This window comes from Sphingomonas sp. (genome assembly GCF_036677245.1).
Taxonomy (GTDB): domain Bacteria; phylum Pseudomonadota; class Alphaproteobacteria; order Sphingomonadales; family Sphingomonadaceae; genus Allosphingosinicella.
In genome coordinates this window covers 1-17032 of record NZ_JAKFCG010000071.1, presented here as the reverse complement: position 1 = coordinate 17032, position 17032 = coordinate 1, and the positions used below count along the sequence as shown (strand labels likewise).

At 65.4% G+C, this 17032-nt stretch carries 19 protein-coding genes and 1 tRNA gene; 13 read left to right on the top strand and 7 right to left on the bottom strand.

Features of this window, described 5'->3' with window-relative positions; all coding sequences use genetic code 11:
• Window positions 1-3 precede the first annotated feature (3 nt).
• Complete coding sequence (locus V6M48_RS08705) at window positions 4-1083, bottom strand: efflux RND transporter periplasmic adaptor subunit (RefSeq protein ID WP_332812146.1); 1080 nt, start codon at window positions 1081-1083, stop codon at window positions 4-6.
• Between the two features lie 271 nt (window positions 1084-1354).
• The gene (locus V6M48_RS08700; RefSeq protein WP_332812145.1) at window positions 1355-2092 is read right to left on the bottom strand and encodes a TlyA family RNA methyltransferase; all 738 of its coding nucleotides are present in this window, start codon (window positions 2090-2092) and stop codon (window positions 1355-1357) included.
• A gap of 144 nt (window positions 2093-2236) precedes the next feature.
• Here V6M48_RS08700 and V6M48_RS08695 point away from each other — a divergent pair, with 144 nt between their 5' ends.
• On the top strand, window positions 2237-3385 hold the full coding sequence (locus V6M48_RS08695) for a hypothetical protein (protein WP_332812144.1): 1149 nt from the start codon (window positions 2237-2239) through the stop codon (window positions 3383-3385).
• A complete protein-coding gene (locus V6M48_RS08690; RefSeq protein ID WP_332812143.1) occupies window positions 3385-4746 on the top strand; it encodes a surface lipoprotein assembly modifier in 1362 nt (453 codons plus the stop codon). Before V6M48_RS08695 ends, V6M48_RS08690 begins: the two co-directional genes overlap by 1 nt.
• Window positions 4747-4871: 125 nt before the next feature.
• On the opposite strand, the gene dxs is transcribed toward V6M48_RS08690, so the two are convergent.
• From dxs to V6M48_RS08675, 3 genes are all read right to left on the bottom strand, one after another.
• The gene (gene dxs / locus V6M48_RS08685) at window positions 4872-6800 is read right to left on the bottom strand and encodes a 1-deoxy-D-xylulose-5-phosphate synthase (RefSeq protein ID WP_332812142.1); all 1929 of its coding nucleotides are present in this window, start codon (window positions 6798-6800) and stop codon (window positions 4872-4874) included.
• Between the two features lie 102 nt (window positions 6801-6902).
• Window positions 6903-7364 (bottom strand): Fur family transcriptional regulator, encoded by a 462-nt coding sequence (locus V6M48_RS08680; protein WP_332812141.1) that lies wholly within the window; start codon window positions 7362-7364, stop codon window positions 6903-6905.
• A 90-nt stretch (window positions 7365-7454) separates the two neighbouring features.
• Window positions 7455-7823 carry a MerC domain-containing protein gene (locus V6M48_RS08675; protein WP_332812140.1) on the bottom strand — a complete coding sequence of 123 codons (369 nt, stop codon included), beginning with the start codon at window positions 7821-7823 and terminating at the stop codon, window positions 7455-7457.
• 187 nt (window positions 7824-8010) lie between these two features.
• On the opposite strand from V6M48_RS08675, the gene V6M48_RS08670 reads away from it, so the two are divergent.
• The 4 genes from V6M48_RS08670 (at window position 8011) to rpsI (ending at window position 10535) form a co-directional block, all read left to right on the top strand.
• Window positions 8011-9060, top strand: a complete 1050-nt coding sequence (locus V6M48_RS08670) for a COX15/CtaA family protein (protein ID WP_332812139.1) — start codon at window positions 8011-8013, stop codon at window positions 9058-9060.
• Entirely contained in the window at window positions 9057-9377 is a 321-nt protein-coding gene (gene cutA, locus V6M48_RS08665) for a divalent-cation tolerance protein CutA (RefSeq protein WP_332812138.1), read from the top strand. The genes V6M48_RS08670 and cutA overlap by 4 nt, the downstream gene beginning before the upstream one ends.
• Window positions 9378-9513: 136 nt before the next feature.
• A complete protein-coding gene (rplM, locus tag V6M48_RS08660) occupies window positions 9514-9993 on the top strand; it encodes a 50S ribosomal protein L13 (RefSeq protein WP_332812137.1) in 480 nt (159 codons plus the stop codon).
• Window positions 9993-10535 carry a 30S ribosomal protein S9 gene (gene rpsI / locus V6M48_RS08655; protein ID WP_332812136.1) on the top strand — a complete coding sequence of 181 codons (543 nt, stop codon included), beginning with the start codon at window positions 9993-9995 and terminating at the stop codon, window positions 10533-10535. The genes rplM and rpsI overlap by 1 nt, the downstream gene beginning before the upstream one ends.
• Before the next feature lie 65 nt (window positions 10536-10600).
• Here rpsI and V6M48_RS08650 read toward each other — a convergent pair whose 3' ends face one another.
• Window positions 10601-11473, bottom strand: a complete 873-nt coding sequence (locus tag V6M48_RS08650) for an ATP-binding protein (RefSeq protein ID WP_332812135.1) — start codon at window positions 11471-11473, stop codon at window positions 10601-10603.
• Window positions 11474-11644: 171 nt separating this feature from the next.
• Between V6M48_RS08650 and V6M48_RS08645 the strand changes: the two genes are divergently transcribed.
• From V6M48_RS08645 to V6M48_RS08630, 4 genes are all read left to right on the top strand, one after another.
• Window positions 11645-12427 carry a MerR family transcriptional regulator gene (locus V6M48_RS08645; protein ID WP_332812134.1) on the top strand — a complete coding sequence of 261 codons (783 nt, stop codon included), beginning with the start codon at window positions 11645-11647 and terminating at the stop codon, window positions 12425-12427.
• A 335-nt stretch (window positions 12428-12762) separates the two neighbouring features.
• On the top strand, window positions 12763-12933 hold the full coding sequence (locus V6M48_RS08640) for a type II toxin-antitoxin system HicA family toxin (RefSeq protein ID WP_332812156.1): 171 nt from the start codon (window positions 12763-12765) through the stop codon (window positions 12931-12933).
• 22 nt (window positions 12934-12955) lie between these two features.
• Window positions 12956-13372: a type II toxin-antitoxin system HicB family antitoxin gene (locus V6M48_RS08635; protein WP_332812133.1), complete on the top strand. Its 417-nt coding sequence runs from the start codon at window positions 12956-12958 to the stop codon at window positions 13370-13372.
• A gap of 134 nt (window positions 13373-13506) precedes the next feature.
• Window positions 13507-13580, top strand: a tRNA-Gly gene (locus V6M48_RS08630).
• A gap of 67 nt (window positions 13581-13647) precedes the next feature.
• On the opposite strand, the gene V6M48_RS08625 is transcribed toward V6M48_RS08630, so the two are convergent.
• Entirely contained in the window at window positions 13648-14406 is a 759-nt protein-coding gene (locus V6M48_RS08625; protein WP_332812132.1) for a competence/damage-inducible protein A, read from the bottom strand.
• A 136-nt stretch (window positions 14407-14542) separates the two neighbouring features.
• Between V6M48_RS08625 and map the strand changes: the two genes are divergently transcribed.
• The 3 genes from map to glnA all read left to right on the top strand — a co-directional run.
• Window positions 14543-15376, top strand: a complete 834-nt coding sequence (map, locus tag V6M48_RS08620) for a type I methionyl aminopeptidase (protein ID WP_332812131.1) — start codon at window positions 14543-14545, stop codon at window positions 15374-15376.
• Between the two features lie 31 nt (window positions 15377-15407).
• A complete protein-coding gene (locus V6M48_RS08615) occupies window positions 15408-15746 on the top strand; it encodes a P-II family nitrogen regulator (protein WP_332812130.1) in 339 nt (112 codons plus the stop codon).
• 60 nt (window positions 15747-15806) lie between these two features.
• Window positions 15807-17032: type I glutamate--ammonia ligase (gene glnA, locus V6M48_RS08610; RefSeq protein WP_332812129.1), on the top strand; the 1226-nt coding region annotated here is incomplete at its 3' end.

The window sequence follows — 17032 nt, the reverse complement described above, 5'->3', positions numbered from 1 at the left end:
GCGCTAGCGCCCTTTGCCCGCGCCTGGGCCCACGCCTGGGCCCACGCCGGGCGGCGCGGCATTGTGCGCGCCGGCGACGCGCACGTTCATCCCATCCGCCAGCTTGACCACGCCTTCGGTGACCACTTTCTGCCCGGGCCTCAGTCCTTCGACGATCTCGACCCTGCCGTCGGAGCGCGTGCCGGTGCGAACCCGCGTGCGCACCGCCTTGTTGCCCGGGCCGAGCGTGTACACGTAGCGTGAATCGCCCTCGCCCACCACCGCCAGCTCGGGCACCGACAGCGCCGCCCGCGGGCTGCTCTCGATCGTGACGGTGAGCAGCATGCCGGGCCGCAAGCTGCGGTCGGGGTTCGGCAGCAGCGCGCGGACCTTCACTGCCCGGATCGCAGGATCGAGCACCGGGTCGATCGTGGCGATCGTGCCGCGGAACGGCCGGTCTGGAAAGGCGGCCGAGACCGCCGCGATCGGAAGTCCCTCGGAGATCGTCGAAAGTAGGGTCTCGGGGACGCTGAAATCGAGCTTGATCCTGTCGATGTCGCTGATCGTCGCGATCTCGGTTCCTGCCTGGACGACGGCGCCCGGCGAGATGGTGCGCAGCGACACCCAGCCCGAAAAGGGCGCGGTGATCATCCGGTCGCCGATCGAGGCACGCGCTTCGGCTGCCTGAGCGCGCGCCTGCGCGCTCGCCGCCACTTGCGTGTCGAGGCTGCTCTTGGTGGCGAAGCCGCGCTGGCGCAAGGTCGCGACGCGGTCGAGCTGCTGCGACGCTTCGCGCGCCCGCGCCTGCGCCTCGGCGAGCTGGGCATTCTCCTGGCCCGCGGCGAGCACCGCGAGCACCTCGCCGCGGCGCACGAAGTCGCCGTCGTCGAACGCCAGGCGGACGATCCGCTCGGTGACCGGCGCGGCGAGCGTGACCTGCTCGTTGGCGCGCGCGGTGCCGACAGCCTCGATCCGCTCGACGAAGCGCATCGTCGTCGCCGGCTCGACCTTGACCAGCGGCGCCGGCCGTTCGCCGCCCTTCTCGTCGCCGCCGCAGCCGATCAGCGCCGCAAGCGCGAGGATCACCAGACCTGTGCGGGCCATAGCGCTGCTGGCCATAGCGTTGTGGGGATGCACGCTCGCCGGCTAGCTCATTTTCGAGCGGAGCGCGGGCGCGCCGCGGCTCGGAAAATGCTCTAATATCATGATGCTGGTACGCTTTCTGGCAGGAAAATCACTGCCGTATTCTGCGCAATGCCTCTAACGCCCGGTCAGGGCCATTTCAAGCACGCCGTGGAGGACGCTTCACACGTGATCTAACGCTCCCGTGCCGCCCTTCTTCGGCCGCTCCACCGAGACCTAAGCGCGGAGCAGATCAGCCGCGTCGTGCGCCGAGCAGGAACTCGACATTGCCTTCGGGCCCGGTGATCGGGCTCGGCACCACGCCCTCGACGTGCCACCCGCGCTGCTCCACCCACTCGGCTGCCGCCGCGCAGACCCGCGCGTGGACCGCGGGATCGCGCACCACGCCGCCCTTGCCGATCTCGTCGCGCGCCGCCTCGAACTGCGGCTTGACCAGCGCGGCGAGCCGGCCTCCGGGCGACGCCAGGTCGAGGGCGGTGTCGAGCACCTTGGCGAGCGCGATGAAGCTTGCGTCGCAGGTGATGATGTCGACCGGCTCGGTGACGATCTCGCGCGTCAGATAGCGCGCATTGGTCTGCTCGTGGACGATCACGCGCGGATCCTGGCGCAGCTTCCAGGCGAGCTGGTTGGTGCCGACGTCGATCGCGAACACCTTGGCCACGCCACGCGCCAGCAGCACGTCGGTGAAGCCGCCGGTCGAGGAACCGACGTCGAGCGCGACTGCACCGGCCACCTCCCAGCCGAAATGGTCGAGCGCGTGCGCCAGCTTGATCCCGCCGCGCGAGACCCACGGATGGTCCTTGCCGCGCACCTCCAGCGGCGCGTCGGGTGCGAGCGTCTGCCCGGCCTTGTCGATCTTGCGCTCGCCGGAGAAGACCAGCCCGGCCAGGATCAGGGCCTGCGCCCGCGCCCGGCTCTCGGCGAGCCCGCGTTCGGTGAGCAATTGGTCCGTACGGATCTTCTTGGCCATCGCACGTTCATAGCGAGCGGCAGATCCATTAGCGAATGGTCGGAGCAAACCGTAAAGCCCCGTTTTTCCACGCCTTGGGTGTTAAATCCACCTTTACCACTATGCCGTTAAGCATGCGCATCATTCCGAAGGGAGTTGGGGGATATGCGCAAATATTTACTGATGGCCACGGTGTCGCTCCTTGGCGCGTGCGGCGGCGGCAGCGGCGGCTCGAGCAGCGCACCCAACAGCGCCGGTTCGGCCGCTCCCCCAGCGGCGGCACAGACGCATAGCTTCGCCAATCCTACCGAGGCAAGAACCTATCAGACGATCGGCGGCGTCCACAGCTTCAGCTATGACGAGGATGAACGTCGCCAGGTGCAAACCGCGCAGCTTTACGCCGGCAACGCGACGACCGCACGCAACAGCGGCATCACCATCGCCTATGATCCGCGCGACGCGATCTTCCAGATCGAGATCAACGACGGCCCGTCAGGCGTCGCGAAGAGCCTGCGCTATCAGGACCCTCTCCACCGCACCGCGTTCGGTGGCGCGCAGGAGCCGCAGCCGGGAACTCCCAATCTCAGCCAGCCCGGCATTAGCTATCTCCAAGCCGGAAATTCCTCGGGCACGCCGGGGACGGCCGGTTTCACCAGCGATGTCAGCACCTTCTTCGTACAGAAACCGGGCACGTCCACCAAATATGTGACCTTTGCCGGCTACGTACGCAACACGGTAGCGACCACTCAGCTGACCGATCCGACCGACCAGTCGAAATATCTCTCTAACCGTCGAGTGGTGCAGCGTGGCGCGTTCGCTTATGGCGAGCGGACGCGGGATCAGGACGTCCCGAAGGGAGGCAGCGGCACCTACCAGGGCGCGATGATCGCCTCGATGGTGTATAACCCCAATTTCGACAACGATCCCTCTTCGCCGACGTTCTTCCAGTGGATTGAAGGATCGGCGCAGACCAAGCTCGACTTTGGCGCGAACAAGTTCGAGATCAACCTGAACGGCTCCGTCCAGGCGTATCAGAACTTCGATCACTATACCGCCGATTTCATCACGATCCCTGCCGGCGCGGCGTTCACGGCGCACGGCGCGGGCAATATCGACCTGCTCCACAACGGCGGCTTCCTCGGCTCGTTCGACAGCGCATCGGTTGGCGGCAACGCACTGAACATCGCCGGATCGAGCGTGGACGGCGCCTTCTACGGGCCGGGTGCGGCGGAGGTCGGCGGCGGGTTCCGCATCGTCGGTGGTGTTCCCGATCAGCGCGTCGACATTCTCGGTACCTTCGTCGGCGCAAAATAATGCCCTGGATTCGCCGCGCCGCGCTCCTTGTCGGCGCGGCGGTCCTTCCCATGTCCTGCGCATATGCCGAGACCGGACCCGAACCGTGCTCGACTGGGAAGTGCGTCTATCGTCTGACCGCGGAGCAGATGGTCGCCCGAGCCGAAGCGCTCGTCCGAGCCGGCGACTATGAGGCCGCAAAACCACTCGTCGCGGCAATGGCACAGGCGCCCCAGCTCAGTCTTCAGCGCCACTTTCTTGCCGGCTATATCGCCTCCGAGACCGGCGATCTCGACGGTGCAGTCAAGAATTTTCGCGCGATCCTCGAGGACGATCCCAGCCAGACCCGCGTCCGGCTCGAGCTCGCTCGCGCCTTGCTGCTTCAGGGCAAGGAAAGCGCCGCCGATCATCATCTCAGGCTCGCGCAGGAAGCCGACGACCTTCCCGACGAGATCGAACGGACGATCCGCTCGACGCGCGGCATCATCCGCGATCGCAGGGTCTGGAATGTGAACGTCACTGTCGGTCTCGCCCCCGACACCAACATCAACAACGGCGCCAACGCCGACAAGATCGACGTCCGCTTCGGGCCGTGGACCCTACCGCTGACGCTCGACCGGAACGCGCGGCGCAAATCGGGGCTTGGCGTGACCGCGGGCGTCTCCGCCGGAGTGCGTCTGCGCGTCGACGAAAAGCTTGCGCTGCTGCTCGATCTCGACGGACAGATGGTCACCTACAAGGGGCAACGCTTCGACGATCATTCGCTCCAGCTTGCCGCCGGTCCCGAATATAAGCTCAGCGAGACCAGCAGCGTCTCGCTCCAGGCGGTCGGGCTTCAGCGCTGGTACGGCGGCGATCTCGTGCTCCGTCAATACGGCCTCAAGGCGGGCTACCAGCAGCTGTTGAGCCAGGGCCAGCGGCTTGGCTTCCAGGTCGACGCGCGCCGCAGCGATTCACGGATCAGCCCGGCCTATGACGGCTGGCAGCTCGCCGCCTACGCGACATATGAGCGTGTCGTGCGCCGTTCGATGGTCGCTTCGGCGACGCTGCACGTCCGCCGCGATGATCTCGAGGACGATGATTATTCAATGTTCGATTACGGCGTCGACCTTGGCGTCGGCGGCGAATTGCCGATGGGGATCAACGCAGGCCTCTCCGGTGGCATCAGCCGGGTCGATTATGACGAGGCGATCTATATGTTCTCCGACAGTCCGCGCGGCGACTGGCGCTTCAGCGCACGCGCCTATGTTGGCCTGCGTTCGGTCAAGCTGCTCGGCTTCTCGCCGTCCTTGACCTACACCTACGGACGGGTCGACACCAATTACCACCTCTACAAGACCGACCGCCACCGCGTTCGATTTGATCTAGCGAGATATTTCTGATCGGCGCTGTGCGAGCTGTCTCAGTGGAAGCGGCTTGCGAAACGCACCAGCCGTTCGGCTGAAGACGGTGGCGACGAGCAGCTCCAGCATCAGCAATTTCGGTGTTCGCGCGACGAAATCCTGAATCAGGAAGCGCGAGCGCCCTCGACAACGCCGACGCTGTTGATCCGCAGCGCCTTGAGCACCGTGTCGACGATGGCGGCGGCGTCGAGCCCAGCTTCCTCATATTGCTTCTCGGGCTTGTCGTGATCCTGGAAGCTGTCGGGCAGCCGCATCGTGCGCAGCTTGAGCCCGGCGTCGATCAGCCCGGCGTCGCTCGCCATCGTCAGCACGTGCGCGCCGAAGCCGCCGATCGCCGCCTCCTCGACGGTGACCGCGACCTCATGGCTGGTGAGCAGTCTGCGGATCAGCTCCTCGTCGAGCGGCTTGGCGAAGCGCAGGTCGGCGATCGTCGTGCTGAGCCCCTTGCTTTCGAGCAGCTCGGCCGCCTTCTCGGCTTCGGCGAGACGCGTGCCGAGCGACAGGATCGCCACCTTCTTGCCCTCGCGCACGATCCGCCCCTTGCCGATCTCAAGCTGCTGCGGCGGGTCGGGAAGCGCGACCCCGGTGCCGTTGCCGCGCGGATAGCGGACCGCGATCGGCCCTTGGTCGTGCAGCGCCATCGTGTGCACCATATGCACCAGCTCGGCCTCGTCGGCCGCCGCCATCACGACGAAATTGGGCAAGGTGCAGAGGTAAGCGAGGTCGAAGCTGCCGGCGTGGGTCGCACCGTCGGCGCCGACCAGCCCGGCGCGGTCGATCGCGAAGCGCACCGGCAGATTCTGGATCGCGACGTCGTGCACCACCTGGTCGTAGGCGCGTTGCAGGAAGGTCGAATAGATCGCGCAGAACGGGCGGCAGCCCTGCGCGGCAAGGCCGGCGGCGAAGGTCACGGCATGCTGCTCGGCGATGCCGACGTCGAACATCCGCTCCGGAAAGCGCGTCGCGAACTTGTCGAGCCCGGTGCCGGACGGCATCGCCGCGGTGATCGCGACCACCTTGTCGTCGCGCTCGGCCTCGGCGATCAGCGCCTTGGCGAAGACATTGGTGTAGCTTGGCGGGCCGGCCGGCGACTGCGCCTGGACCCCCGAGAAGACGTCGAACTTCTGCACGCCGTGATATTTGTCGGCGGCGGCCTCCGCGGGGGCATAGCCCTTGCCCTTCTTGGTGACGACGTGGACGAGCATCGGCCCCTCCGCGGCGTCGCGGACGTTCTCGAGGATCGCGACCAGTTGCTCGACATTGTGGCCATCGACCGGCCCGACATAATAAAAGCCGAGCTCCTCGAACAATGTGCCGCCGGTGGCGAGGCCGCGCGCGAATTCCTCGATCTTGCGCGCCATGCGGTGGAGCGAGTCGGGCAGCTTGCGCGCGAAGCGCTGCGCGAGGTGGCGCACGGTCAGATATTTGCCGGACGACACCAGCCGCGCGAGATAGTGCGACAGCCCGCCGACGGGCGGCGCGATCGACATGTCGTTGTCGTTGAGGATGACGACCAGCCGATTGCCGGCGGCCTCGGCATTGTTCATCGCCTCATAGGCCATGCCGGCGCTCATCGCACCGTCGCCGATCACCGCGACCGCCTTGCCCGGCGCGCCGGCGAGCTTGTTCGCGATCGCAAATCCGAGCGCCGCCGAAATCGAGGTCGAGCTGTGCGCAGCGCCGAACGGATCATATTCGCTCTCGCTGCGCTTGGTGAAGCCCGAGAGGCCGCCGCCCTGGCGAAGCGTGCCGATCCGGTCGCGCCGCCCGGTGATGATCTTGTGCGGATAGGCCTGGTGGCCGACGTCCCAGATCAGCCGGTCGCGCGGCGTGTCGAACACATAATGAAGCGCGACGGTGAGCTCGACCACGCCCAGCCCCGCGCCGAGATGCCCGCCGGTGCCCGCCACCGCCGAGATCGTCTCCCAGCGCAATTCGTCGGCAAGCTGGCGCAGCTGGTCCGGCCGCAGGCGGCGCAGATCCTCGGGCGTCGTCACGATGTCGAGAAGCGGTGTTGCGGGACGCTCGGTCATGCGGACGATGATGATCCTTTTCGCGGCGATTCTAGCGGTATGCGCCGATAGTGTCGAACGATGATGAAGACTTTGGACACCGCGCCGCCCGCCGACCGATGATCAGGCGGCTTCGCAATCCTTGCAGCGCCCGCGCACCTCGATCACCGGCCGGTCGGGATTGAAGCCGGCCAGCCGCGCGGCGGCGCGCACGCCGCTCGCCAGGCTGTCGTTGTCGATGTGCGTCGTTTGTCCGCAATTGTCGCAGATCAGGAAAATGCAGTCGTGCAGGCAGTCCGGGTGATCGTTGGCGATATAGGCGTTGGCGCTCTCGACCCTGCGCGCCAGATTCGCGGCGACGAACAGGTCGAGGATGCGATAGACACTGTTCGCGGCGACGCGGCGCCCTTCCTCCTGCGACACCTTGTCGGCAATGTCGTAGGCCGAAGCCGGTTTGTCGAAGCTCGCCAAGGCCTTGAAGATTGCGGCACGCATCGTCGTCCACTGCTCGCCCGAGCGCTCCATGGTCGCTTGGGCGGCGTGGGTCAGGGCCTCGCCTGCGTGGCTATGATGTTCGTGCGCCATCACCTTCCGATTTAGGCGTTTCGGCCGCTCGGAACAAGGGAAGACAGCGATGTTGCGTGACCGCAACAATGCGCGGTTTGCGCAGGAAAATCAGATCCCGGCGCGGCGGTTGAGATCGTGCCCGAGCGCGAGGATCGCGACTCCGATGATCGTGTAGGCGGTTTCTTCCGGGCCGTGCGTCAAGGTCAGCGCGCCCGCCATCACGCCAAGCCCGAGCCCGCCGACAGCGGAGGGCATCATGAAGCCGTGATCGATGACCCCGCGCCCCAGTGAGAAAGCCCCGAGTCCGATCGCGAGGGTCAGCCCGACCTCGTGCACCATTGGCGAAAACAGCAGCCCGCCCGCCGAGGCGAGCAGGGCAAGGATGATCGAGGTGGCGAGGCAGTGGACGAGGCACAGGCCCGACAGGCCCATCGCCAGCCGGTCCAGCAGACCTCCGGTTGCGACTCTCGCGTTCATTTCCAGCATCACCTCACGGACATAATCCGGTCGGCGAGAAGATACAACATTACATTTACGAAATATCGCGTTTTTTTCCTCGAGCGCAAGGCAGCCCGGTTCGTACCATGCACGCTGCCAGGATCTTGCCGCGGCGCCGGCGAAACTGGCGATTGGCAACTTCACCCCATCGGGCCATAGCGCAGCGATGGCTTCGCACATCCAGAGCAGGACGCCGCCTCGGGCGGAGGCGCAGCCGCGTGCGATCTCGCGTTGGCTGCTTGCCGTGGCTGCGCTCGTCTTCCTGATGGTGGTCGTCGGCGGCATCACCCGCCTCACCGAATCGGGCCTCTCGATGACGCGCTGGGAGCCGGTGTCGGGCGCGATTCCGCCGCTCAACGAAGCGCAGTGGCAGGCCGAGTTCGACCAGTATCGGGCGAGCCCCGAATATCAGAAGGTCAACAGCGGGATGAGCCTTGCCCAGTTCAAGGACATCTTCTTCTGGGAATATGTCCACCGCCTGCTCGGGCGCGTGATCGGCCTCGCCTTTGCCCTACCCTTGCTGTGGTTCGCCTGGCGCCGCGCGATCCCATCCGGCTACGGCTGGCGGCTCACCGGTTTGCTCGCGCTGGGTGGCCTGCAGGGCGCGATCGGCTGGTGGATGGTCGCCTCCGGGCTCGTCGACCGGCCGGAGGTCAGCCACATCCGCCTCGCGGTGCATCTCCTCACCGCCCTGCTGATCTTTGCCGGCCTCGTCTGGATCGCGCTCGATCTGGCTCGGCTGGCGCGGGATCCCGGCGCGCGGCACGCGCGAATGCCGACGCTTGCGATTTGGACCTTGTCGTTGCTCGCGCTGCAGCTGCTGTTCGGCGCTTATGTGGCCGGGCTCGACGCCGGCTATGCGTTCGCGAGCTGGCCGCTGATGGGCGATGAACTCTTCCCCTCGGGCGCACCGATGCTCGAGCCCCTGCTGGTCAATTTCGTCGACAATCCGATCGTCGTTCAATTCGTCCACCGCTGGCTGGCGTTCGTCGTCGCGGCTGCGGTGCTGCTGCTCGCCGCGGCGGCGTGGAACCGGCGGCTCCACCTCGCCGCCAGCGCAATGGTGGCCGCCGTCACCGTGCAGATCGCGCTTGGCATCGCCACCCTGCTCAGCGGCGTCTCGATCTGGATCGCGGTTTCGCACCAGGGAATGGCGGTGCTGCTCCTCGCAGCCATATTATATGCCGCGCACCGGCTCGGCGCGCCAAGGCGATGACCGAGATCGTCTCGGTCTATGCGGTGTTCGCCGACGAGGAGGAGGCGCGGCGCGTCGGCCGGACGATCGTCGATGAACGGCACGCGGCCTGCGTCAACATCCTCGGCGCCTGCCGCTCGATCTATCGCTGGCAGGGCAAGGTCGAGGAAAGCGAGGAGGTCGCGGCGATCTTCAAGACCACCGCCGGCCAGGCGCCCTTGCTGATCGCCCGAATTGCCGAGCTGCACAGCTATGAAGTGCCGGCGGCGGTGGTCTGGCCGATCGCCGAAGCGCCCGAACCCTATCGCGCCTGGGTGCTCGCCAACAGCGGCCGGTGACGGCATAAGGTAATATGTTACCGCCCGGCAAAAGCCCGCTTTTGCTTGACTTTCGGCACTTCGACTGCCAATTCGCCGCCACCACGCCGCTCCGGCTTTGCCAGAGCGGCGATTCATTTCACAAGAGGTCCAGGCCATGAAGGCGCTGATGAAGACCACCAAGCCGGCCAAGCCGGCCGAGGTGGAGAAGAAATGGCATTTGATCGATGCCGATGGCCTGGTCGTCGGGCGGCTCGCCACGATCATCGCCAACATCCTGCGCGGCAAGCACAAGCCGAGCTACACCCCGCATGTCGACATGGGCGACCATGTCGTCGTGATCAACGCGGAAAAGGTGCGCTTCACCGGCCGCAAGCTCACCGACAAGATCTATCATCGCCACACCGGCTACATCGGCGGCATCAAATCGATCAGCGCGGGCAAGATCCTCGAGGGTCGCTTCCCCGAGCGTGTGCTCGAGAAGGCGGTTGAGCGCATGATCCCGCGCGGCCCGCTCGGCCGCGACCAGATGCGCGCGCTCCACCTCTACGCCGGCACCGAGCATCCGCACGGCGGCCAAAGTCCTGAACCTCTCGACGTTGCGGCGATGAACCGCAAGAACAAGGTGGGTGCCTGATGTCCGATACCCGTCAATCGCTTTCCGATCTCGCTGCGCTCGCCGGCGGCGAAGCTCCCGCTCCGGCGCCTGCTGCTTCGGCCGACGAGGGAGCGGGCGCTCCGCCCCCTCCCCCGCAGATCGAAGCGGTGCTGCGCGAGCAGCAGCTCGATGCCTATGGCCGCGCTTATGCGACCGGCCGCCGCAAGGACGCCGTCGCTCGCGTCTGGCTCAAGCCGGGCAGCGGCAAGATCACGGTCAACGGCCGCGACCAGACCGTCTATTTCGCACGGCCGACCCTGCGCCTCGTCATCAACCAGGTGTTCGACGTCGCCGAGCGCCAGGGCCAGTATGACGTCGTCTGCACCGTCACCGGCGGCGGCCTTTCCGGCCAGGCCGGCGCGGTCAAGCACGGCATCAGCCAGGCGCTGACCCGCTACGAGCCGGCGCTGCGCACCGCGGTCAAGCGGGCCGGCTTCCTCACCCGCGATCCGCGCGTCGTCGAGCGCAAGAAGTACGGCCGCGCCAAGGCCCGCCGCAGCTTCCAGTTCTCGAAGCGCTAACTTCGGACTTGGCCGACAGATTCAAGGGGAGGACGGGATCATCCGTCCTCCCCTTTTTCTTGTCCTCAGTTTGGCTGGCGCGCGCGCACCTGCTGGACATATTGCCAGGCGACACGGCCCGAACGCGCGCCCCGCTCCATCGCCCATTGCAGCGCCTGGCGCCGCATATCTTCCTCTTCGATCGCGATCTTGTAGGCGTCGAGATAGGCGGCGACCATCGCAAGATAGGTGTTCTGGTCGACCGCATGGAAGCCGATCCAGAGGCCGAAGCGGTCCGATAGCGAGACCTTCTCGTCGACCGCATCGCCGGGGTTGATCGCGGTCGACTGCTCATTCTCGATCATCGACCGGGCGAGCAGATGGCGGCGGTTCGACGTCGCGTAGAACAGTACATTATCGGGCCGCCCCTCGACCCCGCCTTCGAGCAACGCCTTCAGGGACTTGTACTGCGACTCCCCCTCGTCGAACGAGAGATCGTCGCAGAACAGGATGAAGCGGCGCGCGGACAGCCGCATGCGGTCGAGCAGCTCTGCGAGCCGCGGGATCTCGTCGCGCTGGATCTCGACCAGCGCCAGCCGCTCGCGCTGCTGCGCATTGACCGCGGCATGGACGGATTTGACCAGCGAGCTCTTGCCGGTGCCGCGCGCGCCCCACAGCAAGGCGTTGTTCGCCGGCCGTGCGCGCGCGAAGCTCAATGTATTGTCGAGCAGCACTGCTTTCTGGCGGTCGATTCCGACCAGCAGGTCGAGCGGCAGCGGCCTTGTGTCAGGAACGGCGATCAGCCGGTCCTCGGCGCCGCGCCACGCGAAGGCGTCGGCCGCGTCGAAATCGGCCGACGGCATCGGATGCGGCGGCGCGAGCCGCTCGAGCGCTTCCGCGATGCGCGCGAGCAAGGCGCGATCGTCGGCGGAAAGCGACAGCGTCGCGGGATCGGACATCAGGCTCTCCGGCAGGTCATCGTCGCCGATGTTCCTAGGAGCAGCATCACGCGCCAGCAATGCCTGCGATCCAACCGCGCTCAGGCTCGAATGCAGCAGCCACCGACTCCGCGGATCACCGCCAAGGCTTGTCGGTCGTGGGATGGTGATTTAACGGTCGGGCGCATGAAGATGCGTGAGCTGGAGCGCCGCACGGGCGTCAACCGTGAGACCATCCGCGTCTTTCTGAGGCACGGCCTCATTCCCGAACCGACGCGGCCGAAATCCAACGTCGCCGATTACAGCGAAGTGCATGTCCAGGCGATCCAGGCGGTGCGCGGCCTGCAACACAACAGTTCGATGACCTTGCGCCAGATCCGCGAGGCGATGAACGGCGAGCAAGGTGGCCGGCGGGTCGACGCCACCGCGTTCCAGCATCTCGAGGCGCTCGTCGCGACAAGGATCGGGATCGACGTCCAGCCGATCCTCCTCGCCTCGCTCGCCAAGGCCTTCCCGCTGGCGGAGAGCGATGCCCGCCTGCTCGCCAAGATCGGCGTTATCGACATCCTGGAGACGTCCGAGGGGGCTTCGCTCAGCATCACCGACGCACGGCTGGTCACGATCTGGAGCGAGATGCGCCAGGCCGGGTTCGACGAGGAACACGGCTTCACGCCCGACCTGCTCACTTATTATATCGAGCCGGCCCACATGGTCGCCGATAATGAGGCGCGGCTGTTCATGGAACGTGTCGAAGGCCGGATCAGCGAAGAACGTGCGGCCGCGATGCTCCAGACCGGGCTGCGGCAAATGCAGGATTTCTGGGGTCTGATCCGCATCAAGCGGCTGCTCGCCAACATCCACCGCGAACCGGCTGGCGCGGCGGAGCCCAAGGCGAAGCGCCCACCCGCGCAAAAATCGCCTGAGGCGAAACCCGAAGCCGGAAAAGCGAAGAAGCGGGCAAAAAAGGCGCAATAATCGCCGCATCGGCGTGCGGTCGGCTGCGGAGCGGCATAGCCCTTCCTGCCCATCTACCAGTGGCGAACTCCACTTGCTGTCAACCCACTACAATCGCTCGATTTTGTTCATACGCTGAGCGCCCGGCTCGATTAGCTTCTACCGATGTGTATTGATGTGTAGGAAATGCTTGCATTGTAGCTGGTGTGTACCTATACACATTTTATCGAGAGCGAGGCATGCGTAGCAGCCAGATCATCACGAAGATCGAAGGCGACCGTGATCATCGCCAGCGGCTGCGGACAGGCGCCGCCGCCCGCCTATGCGGCACCCACCGACCATGAAGCACGGCTGGCATATGCCGACGCGTTGCGGATGGATGGTTTCAGGTTCGCCAGCAAGGCAGCCACAAACAGTTTCGCCACCCCACCAAGCCCGGCACTGTCACGGTGCCGCACCCCAAAGCGGATATCGCTACTGGAACGCTCAAAAGCATCGAGAAACAAAGCGGGGTAAAGCTCAGATGAGCCACCCCATCAATGCCCGACCATGGAGTCCCTCGCCATATCTACCGTCTACTATCCAGCCATCATCGAGCGAGCCTCGAACGGCTTTAGCGTTTTCTTTCCGGATCTTCCCGGATGCACCTCCGCCGGCCGCACCGCCAGCGAAGCCGCAGCCAACGCCGAGGAAGCCCTCGCCGGTCACCTTCTGGTGTCCGATCAGCACGGCGATCAGATCGATGAGCCCAGCGACATCGACGCCATTGAGCGCGACCAGGAGATCGACGAGGTTGCACGCATCCTGGTCAAGGGAGAGCGTAAGGGAAAGGCCGTGCGCATCAATGTGACGCTCGAGGAGGGATTGCTCGCCGCGATCGATCGTGTCGCGGATAATCGGTCAGGGTTCCTGGCGGAGGCAGCGCGACGCGAACTCGCAGCCCGACGGGAGACAGCGGAGGCATGAAGATGCTCGACCTTGGGGCATTCCTACGTTGACGATGGCCGCGTCGTCGTGGCAATCCGCGAACGGATCAGGGACACGGCTGTAAAAGAAAGTGTAAAACGACGCGGCTCAGAATGTTCTAAGTACCTGATTTCGCGGGTGTAGCTCAATGGCAGAGCAGAAGCTTCCCAAGCTTACGACGAGGGTTCGATTCCCTTCACCCGCTCCATCGCTCCGGCGCCCGCCGATCGAAATCGCGCCGCGATCGCCGGCTTCAGCCGAATAGCGCAATATCGCTAGATCCCCTCGTCGACAGGCGGGCGGCCGGCCGCGTCGAGCCGCCGGATGAGATCTTCCGCGCAGGCGTCGAGCGACTCACGGCCGGTGCTGCGGACGACGAAATTGGCGCCGACGCGGCCTTCGCGGAAGAACGGATAGCTGCCGATCTGGCAGCCGTCGTGATCTTTCTCGGTGGCGGCGAGCAGCTCCGCGACCTCGCTCTCCGCGGTCCAGCAGCCGATCGTGCGCGACAGCAAGGGCTTGCCGCCCTCGAGTCTGCCGGACAGCGAATCGAGCATCGCCGAGGTGATATGCGGGACGCCGGGCAGCAGGAAGATGTTGCCGAGCCGGATCCCCGGCGCCCCCGACACGGCGTTCTCGATCAGCTCGGCGCCGTCCGGCACCCGCGCCATGCGCAGCCGCGCCTCGTTGAGGCCGCCGCGGGTCGCATAATAATCTTCGAGGATCGCGCGCGCCTTGGGGTGGACGACCACCCCGACCCCGAGCGCGGCAGCGATCGCGTCGACCGTGATATCGTCATGGGTGGGGCCAATGCCGCCGGTTGTGAACAGATAGTCGTTATCGTGCCTCAGCGCCTCGACGGCGCTGGCGATCGCGTCCATCCGATCGGGAACGATCCTGACCTCGCTCAGCCTTATGCCCTGGAGGTTGAGCCAGGTCGCGATCTGCGCGACATTCTTGTCCTGCGTCCGGCCCGACAGCACCTCGTCGCCGATGATGACGATCGCTGCCGTCCAGATCCGTTCTTCCCTCATGCCCGATCCCTTAGCGGTCCGCGCGCTTCTCGGCGCTTGTTTTCTCGTCACGGCCAGGGAAGCGGCTTACGCACGCCGCAGCACTCCCCGGCTCGACCCCCTCGCCAACCCGCGGCCCAGCGATTATATCCTTCCAATGACCGATTATCAGACCGTGACATCGACCGATGCAACCACCGGCCGGACCAGCAGCATCAAGCTCCACGGGCCCGACGGCTTCGCCGGCATGCGCGCCGCCGGCCGGCTTGCGGCGCACATCCTCGACGAGCTCGTGCCGCATGTCGTGCCCGGCGTCACCACGCAGGAGCTGGACGACATCGTCTACCGGATGACGATCGACGGCGGCGGGGTGCCGGCGACATTGGGTTATCGCGGCTACACCAAGAGCTGCTGCACCTCGATCAACCACGTCGTCTGCCACGGCATTCCGGGTGACCGGATGCTCAAGGACGGCGACATCGTCAACATCGACGTTACCCCGATCGTCGACGGCTGGCACGGCGACAGCAGCCGCATGTATCTGGTCGGCGATGTGTCGGTGAAGGCGCGGCGCCTGGTCGACGTGACCTATGAGGCGCTGATGCGCGGCATCGCCGCAGCGAGGCCGGGCAATCATCTCGGCGACATCAGCCATGCCATCCAGAGCCTCGCCGAAGGCCACCGCTATGGGGTGGTCCGCGATTTCTGCGGTCACGGCGTCGGCCAGACGTTTCACGACGCGCCCGAGGTCGTCCACGTCGGCCGCCCCGGCACCGGCCCCGAGCTGCGGCCCGGCATGTTCTTCACGATCGAGCCGATGATCAATATCGGCAAGCCGGCAGTGAAGGTTTTGGAGGACGGCTGGACCGCGGTCACCCGCGACCGCAGCCTATCCGCGCAATTCGAGCACAGCATCGGGATCACCGAGGACGGCTGCGAAATCTTTACCAAAAGCCTTAAAGGGCTGGACGCACCGCCCTATTCCTTGTGAATTGCGGCGCTCGCCGCTGAGGGGGATTCGCGTGAAGAAGATCGAGGCTATCATCAAGCCGTTCAAGCTCGACGAGGTGAAGGAAGCGCTTCACGAAGTCGGCGTGTCCGGCATCACCGTGCTCGAGGCGAAAGGCTTCGGCCGGCAGAAGGGCCATACCGAATTGTACCGCGGCGCCGAATATGTCGTCGACTTCCTGCCGAAGGTGAAACTGGAGGTGGTCGTCGACGACGATCTTGCGGAACGCGTGGTCGAGGCGATCGCCAATGCGGCGCGCACCGGCCGGATCGGCGATGGCAAGATCTTCGTCAGTTCGATAGACGAAGCGCTCCGGATTCGGACTGGGGAAAAGGGCAGCGACGCGATTTGACGCGCTGCCGTCGTCCGGATCGGACGAAGTTTAACGTTACCTCGAGGGAAGGTGAGCCACATGGCCAACACTGCTGGCAAGATATTGAGCATGATCAAGGAGAAGGAGATCGAGTGGGTTGATCTTCGCTTCACCGATCCGAAGGGCAAGTGGCAGCATCTGTCGATGTGTGCGGGGCTCATCGACGAGGATCAGCTGACCGAGGGGTTCATGTTCGACGGGTCCTCGATCGAGGGCTGGAAGGCGATCAACGAGAGCGACATGATACTCAAGCCGGATCTGGACGCGGTCTATGTCGATCCGTTCAGCGCGACGCCGATGCTGATCGTGTTCTGCGACATCGTCGAGCCGGGCACGTTGGAGCTTTACGCGCGCGATCCGCGCTCGACCGCCAAGCGGGCCGAGGCGTATCTCAAGTCCACCGGGATCGGCGACACGGTCTATGTCGGGCCTGAGGCCGAGTTCTTCATGTTCGACGACGTGCGCTTCGAGGACGGCTACAACAGCTCTTATTACCGCATCGACGACATCGAGCTTCCGACCAACACCGGGCGCGAATATGAGGTCGGCAACCTTGGCCACCGGCCGCGCGCCAAGGGCGGCTATTTCCCGGTGGCGCCGGTCGACAGCGCCCAGGACATCCGCGCCGAGATGGTCTCGACGATGATCGAGATGGGGCTGCCGATGGACAAGCACCACCATGAGGTGGCGGCGGCGCAGCACGAGCTTGGCCTGACCTTCGGGACGTTGGTCGAGACCGCCGACCGGATGCAGATCTACAAATATGTCGTGCACATGGTGGCGCAGGCCTATGGCAAGAGCGCGACCTTCATGCCCAAGCCGATCAAGTCGGACAACGGCTCAGGCATGCACACCCACATGTCGATCTGGGACGGCGGCAAGCCCTTGTTCGCGGGCAACGGCTATGCGGGCCTTTCCGAGATGTGCCTGTTCTTCATCGGCGGCGTGATCAAGCATGCCAAGGCGTTGAATGCCTTCACCAACCCGACGACCAACAGCTACAAAAGGCTGGTCCCGGGCTATGAGGCGCCGGTGCTGCTGGCTTATTCGAGCCGCAACCGCTCGGCCTCGTGCCGCATTCCTTATGGTGCGGGCGAGAAGGCCAAGAGGGTCGAGATCCGCTTCCCCGATCCGCTCGCCAACCCGTATCTGGCTTATGCCGCGATCATGATGGCGGGTCTGGACGGCATCCAGAACCGGCTCCACCCGGGCGAGGCGATGGACAAGAACCTCTACGATCTGCCGCCGGCCGAGCTTGCCACCGT

Excerpts from the sequence above, each read along its gene's own strand:
- V6M48_RS08705 (WP_332812146.1), bottom strand. The coding sequence starts at position 1,083 with ATGGCCCGCACAGGTCTGGTGATCCTCGCGCTTGCGGCGCTGATCGGC.
- V6M48_RS08700 (WP_332812145.1), bottom strand. The coding sequence starts at position 2,092 with ATGGCCAAGAAGATCCGTACGGACCAATTGCTCACCGAACGCGGGCTC.
- V6M48_RS08695 (WP_332812144.1), top strand. The coding sequence starts at position 2,237 with ATGCGCAAATATTTACTGATGGCCACGGTGTCGCTCCTTGGCGCGTGC.
- V6M48_RS08690 (WP_332812143.1), top strand. The coding sequence starts at position 3,385 with ATGCCCTGGATTCGCCGCGCCGCGCTCCTTGTCGGCGCGGCGGTCCTT.
- dxs (WP_332812142.1), bottom strand. The coding sequence starts at position 6,800 with ATGACCGAGCGTCCCGCAACACCGCTTCTCGACATCGTGACGACGCCC.
- V6M48_RS08680 (WP_332812141.1), bottom strand. The coding sequence starts at position 7,364 with ATGGCGCACGAACATCATAGCCACGCAGGCGAGGCCCTGACCCACGCC.
- V6M48_RS08675 (WP_332812140.1), bottom strand. The coding sequence starts at position 7,823 with ATGAACGCGAGAGTCGCAACCGGAGGTCTGCTGGACCGGCTGGCGATG.
- V6M48_RS08670 (WP_332812139.1), top strand. The coding sequence starts at position 8,011 with ATGGCTTCGCACATCCAGAGCAGGACGCCGCCTCGGGCGGAGGCGCAG.
- cutA (WP_332812138.1), top strand. The coding sequence starts at position 9,057 with ATGACCGAGATCGTCTCGGTCTATGCGGTGTTCGCCGACGAGGAGGAG.
- rplM (WP_332812137.1), top strand. The coding sequence starts at position 9,514 with ATGAAGGCGCTGATGAAGACCACCAAGCCGGCCAAGCCGGCCGAGGTG.
- rpsI (WP_332812136.1), top strand. The coding sequence starts at position 9,993 with ATGTCCGATACCCGTCAATCGCTTTCCGATCTCGCTGCGCTCGCCGGC.
- V6M48_RS08650 (WP_332812135.1), bottom strand. The coding sequence starts at position 11,473 with ATGTCCGATCCCGCGACGCTGTCGCTTTCCGCCGACGATCGCGCCTTG.
- V6M48_RS08645 (WP_332812134.1), top strand. The coding sequence starts at position 11,645 with ATGCGTGAGCTGGAGCGCCGCACGGGCGTCAACCGTGAGACCATCCGC.
- V6M48_RS08635 (WP_332812133.1), top strand. The coding sequence starts at position 12,956 with ATGGAGTCCCTCGCCATATCTACCGTCTACTATCCAGCCATCATCGAG.
- V6M48_RS08625 (WP_332812132.1), bottom strand. The coding sequence starts at position 14,406 with ATGAGGGAAGAACGGATCTGGACGGCAGCGATCGTCATCATCGGCGAC.
- map (WP_332812131.1), top strand. The coding sequence starts at position 14,543 with ATGACCGATTATCAGACCGTGACATCGACCGATGCAACCACCGGCCGG.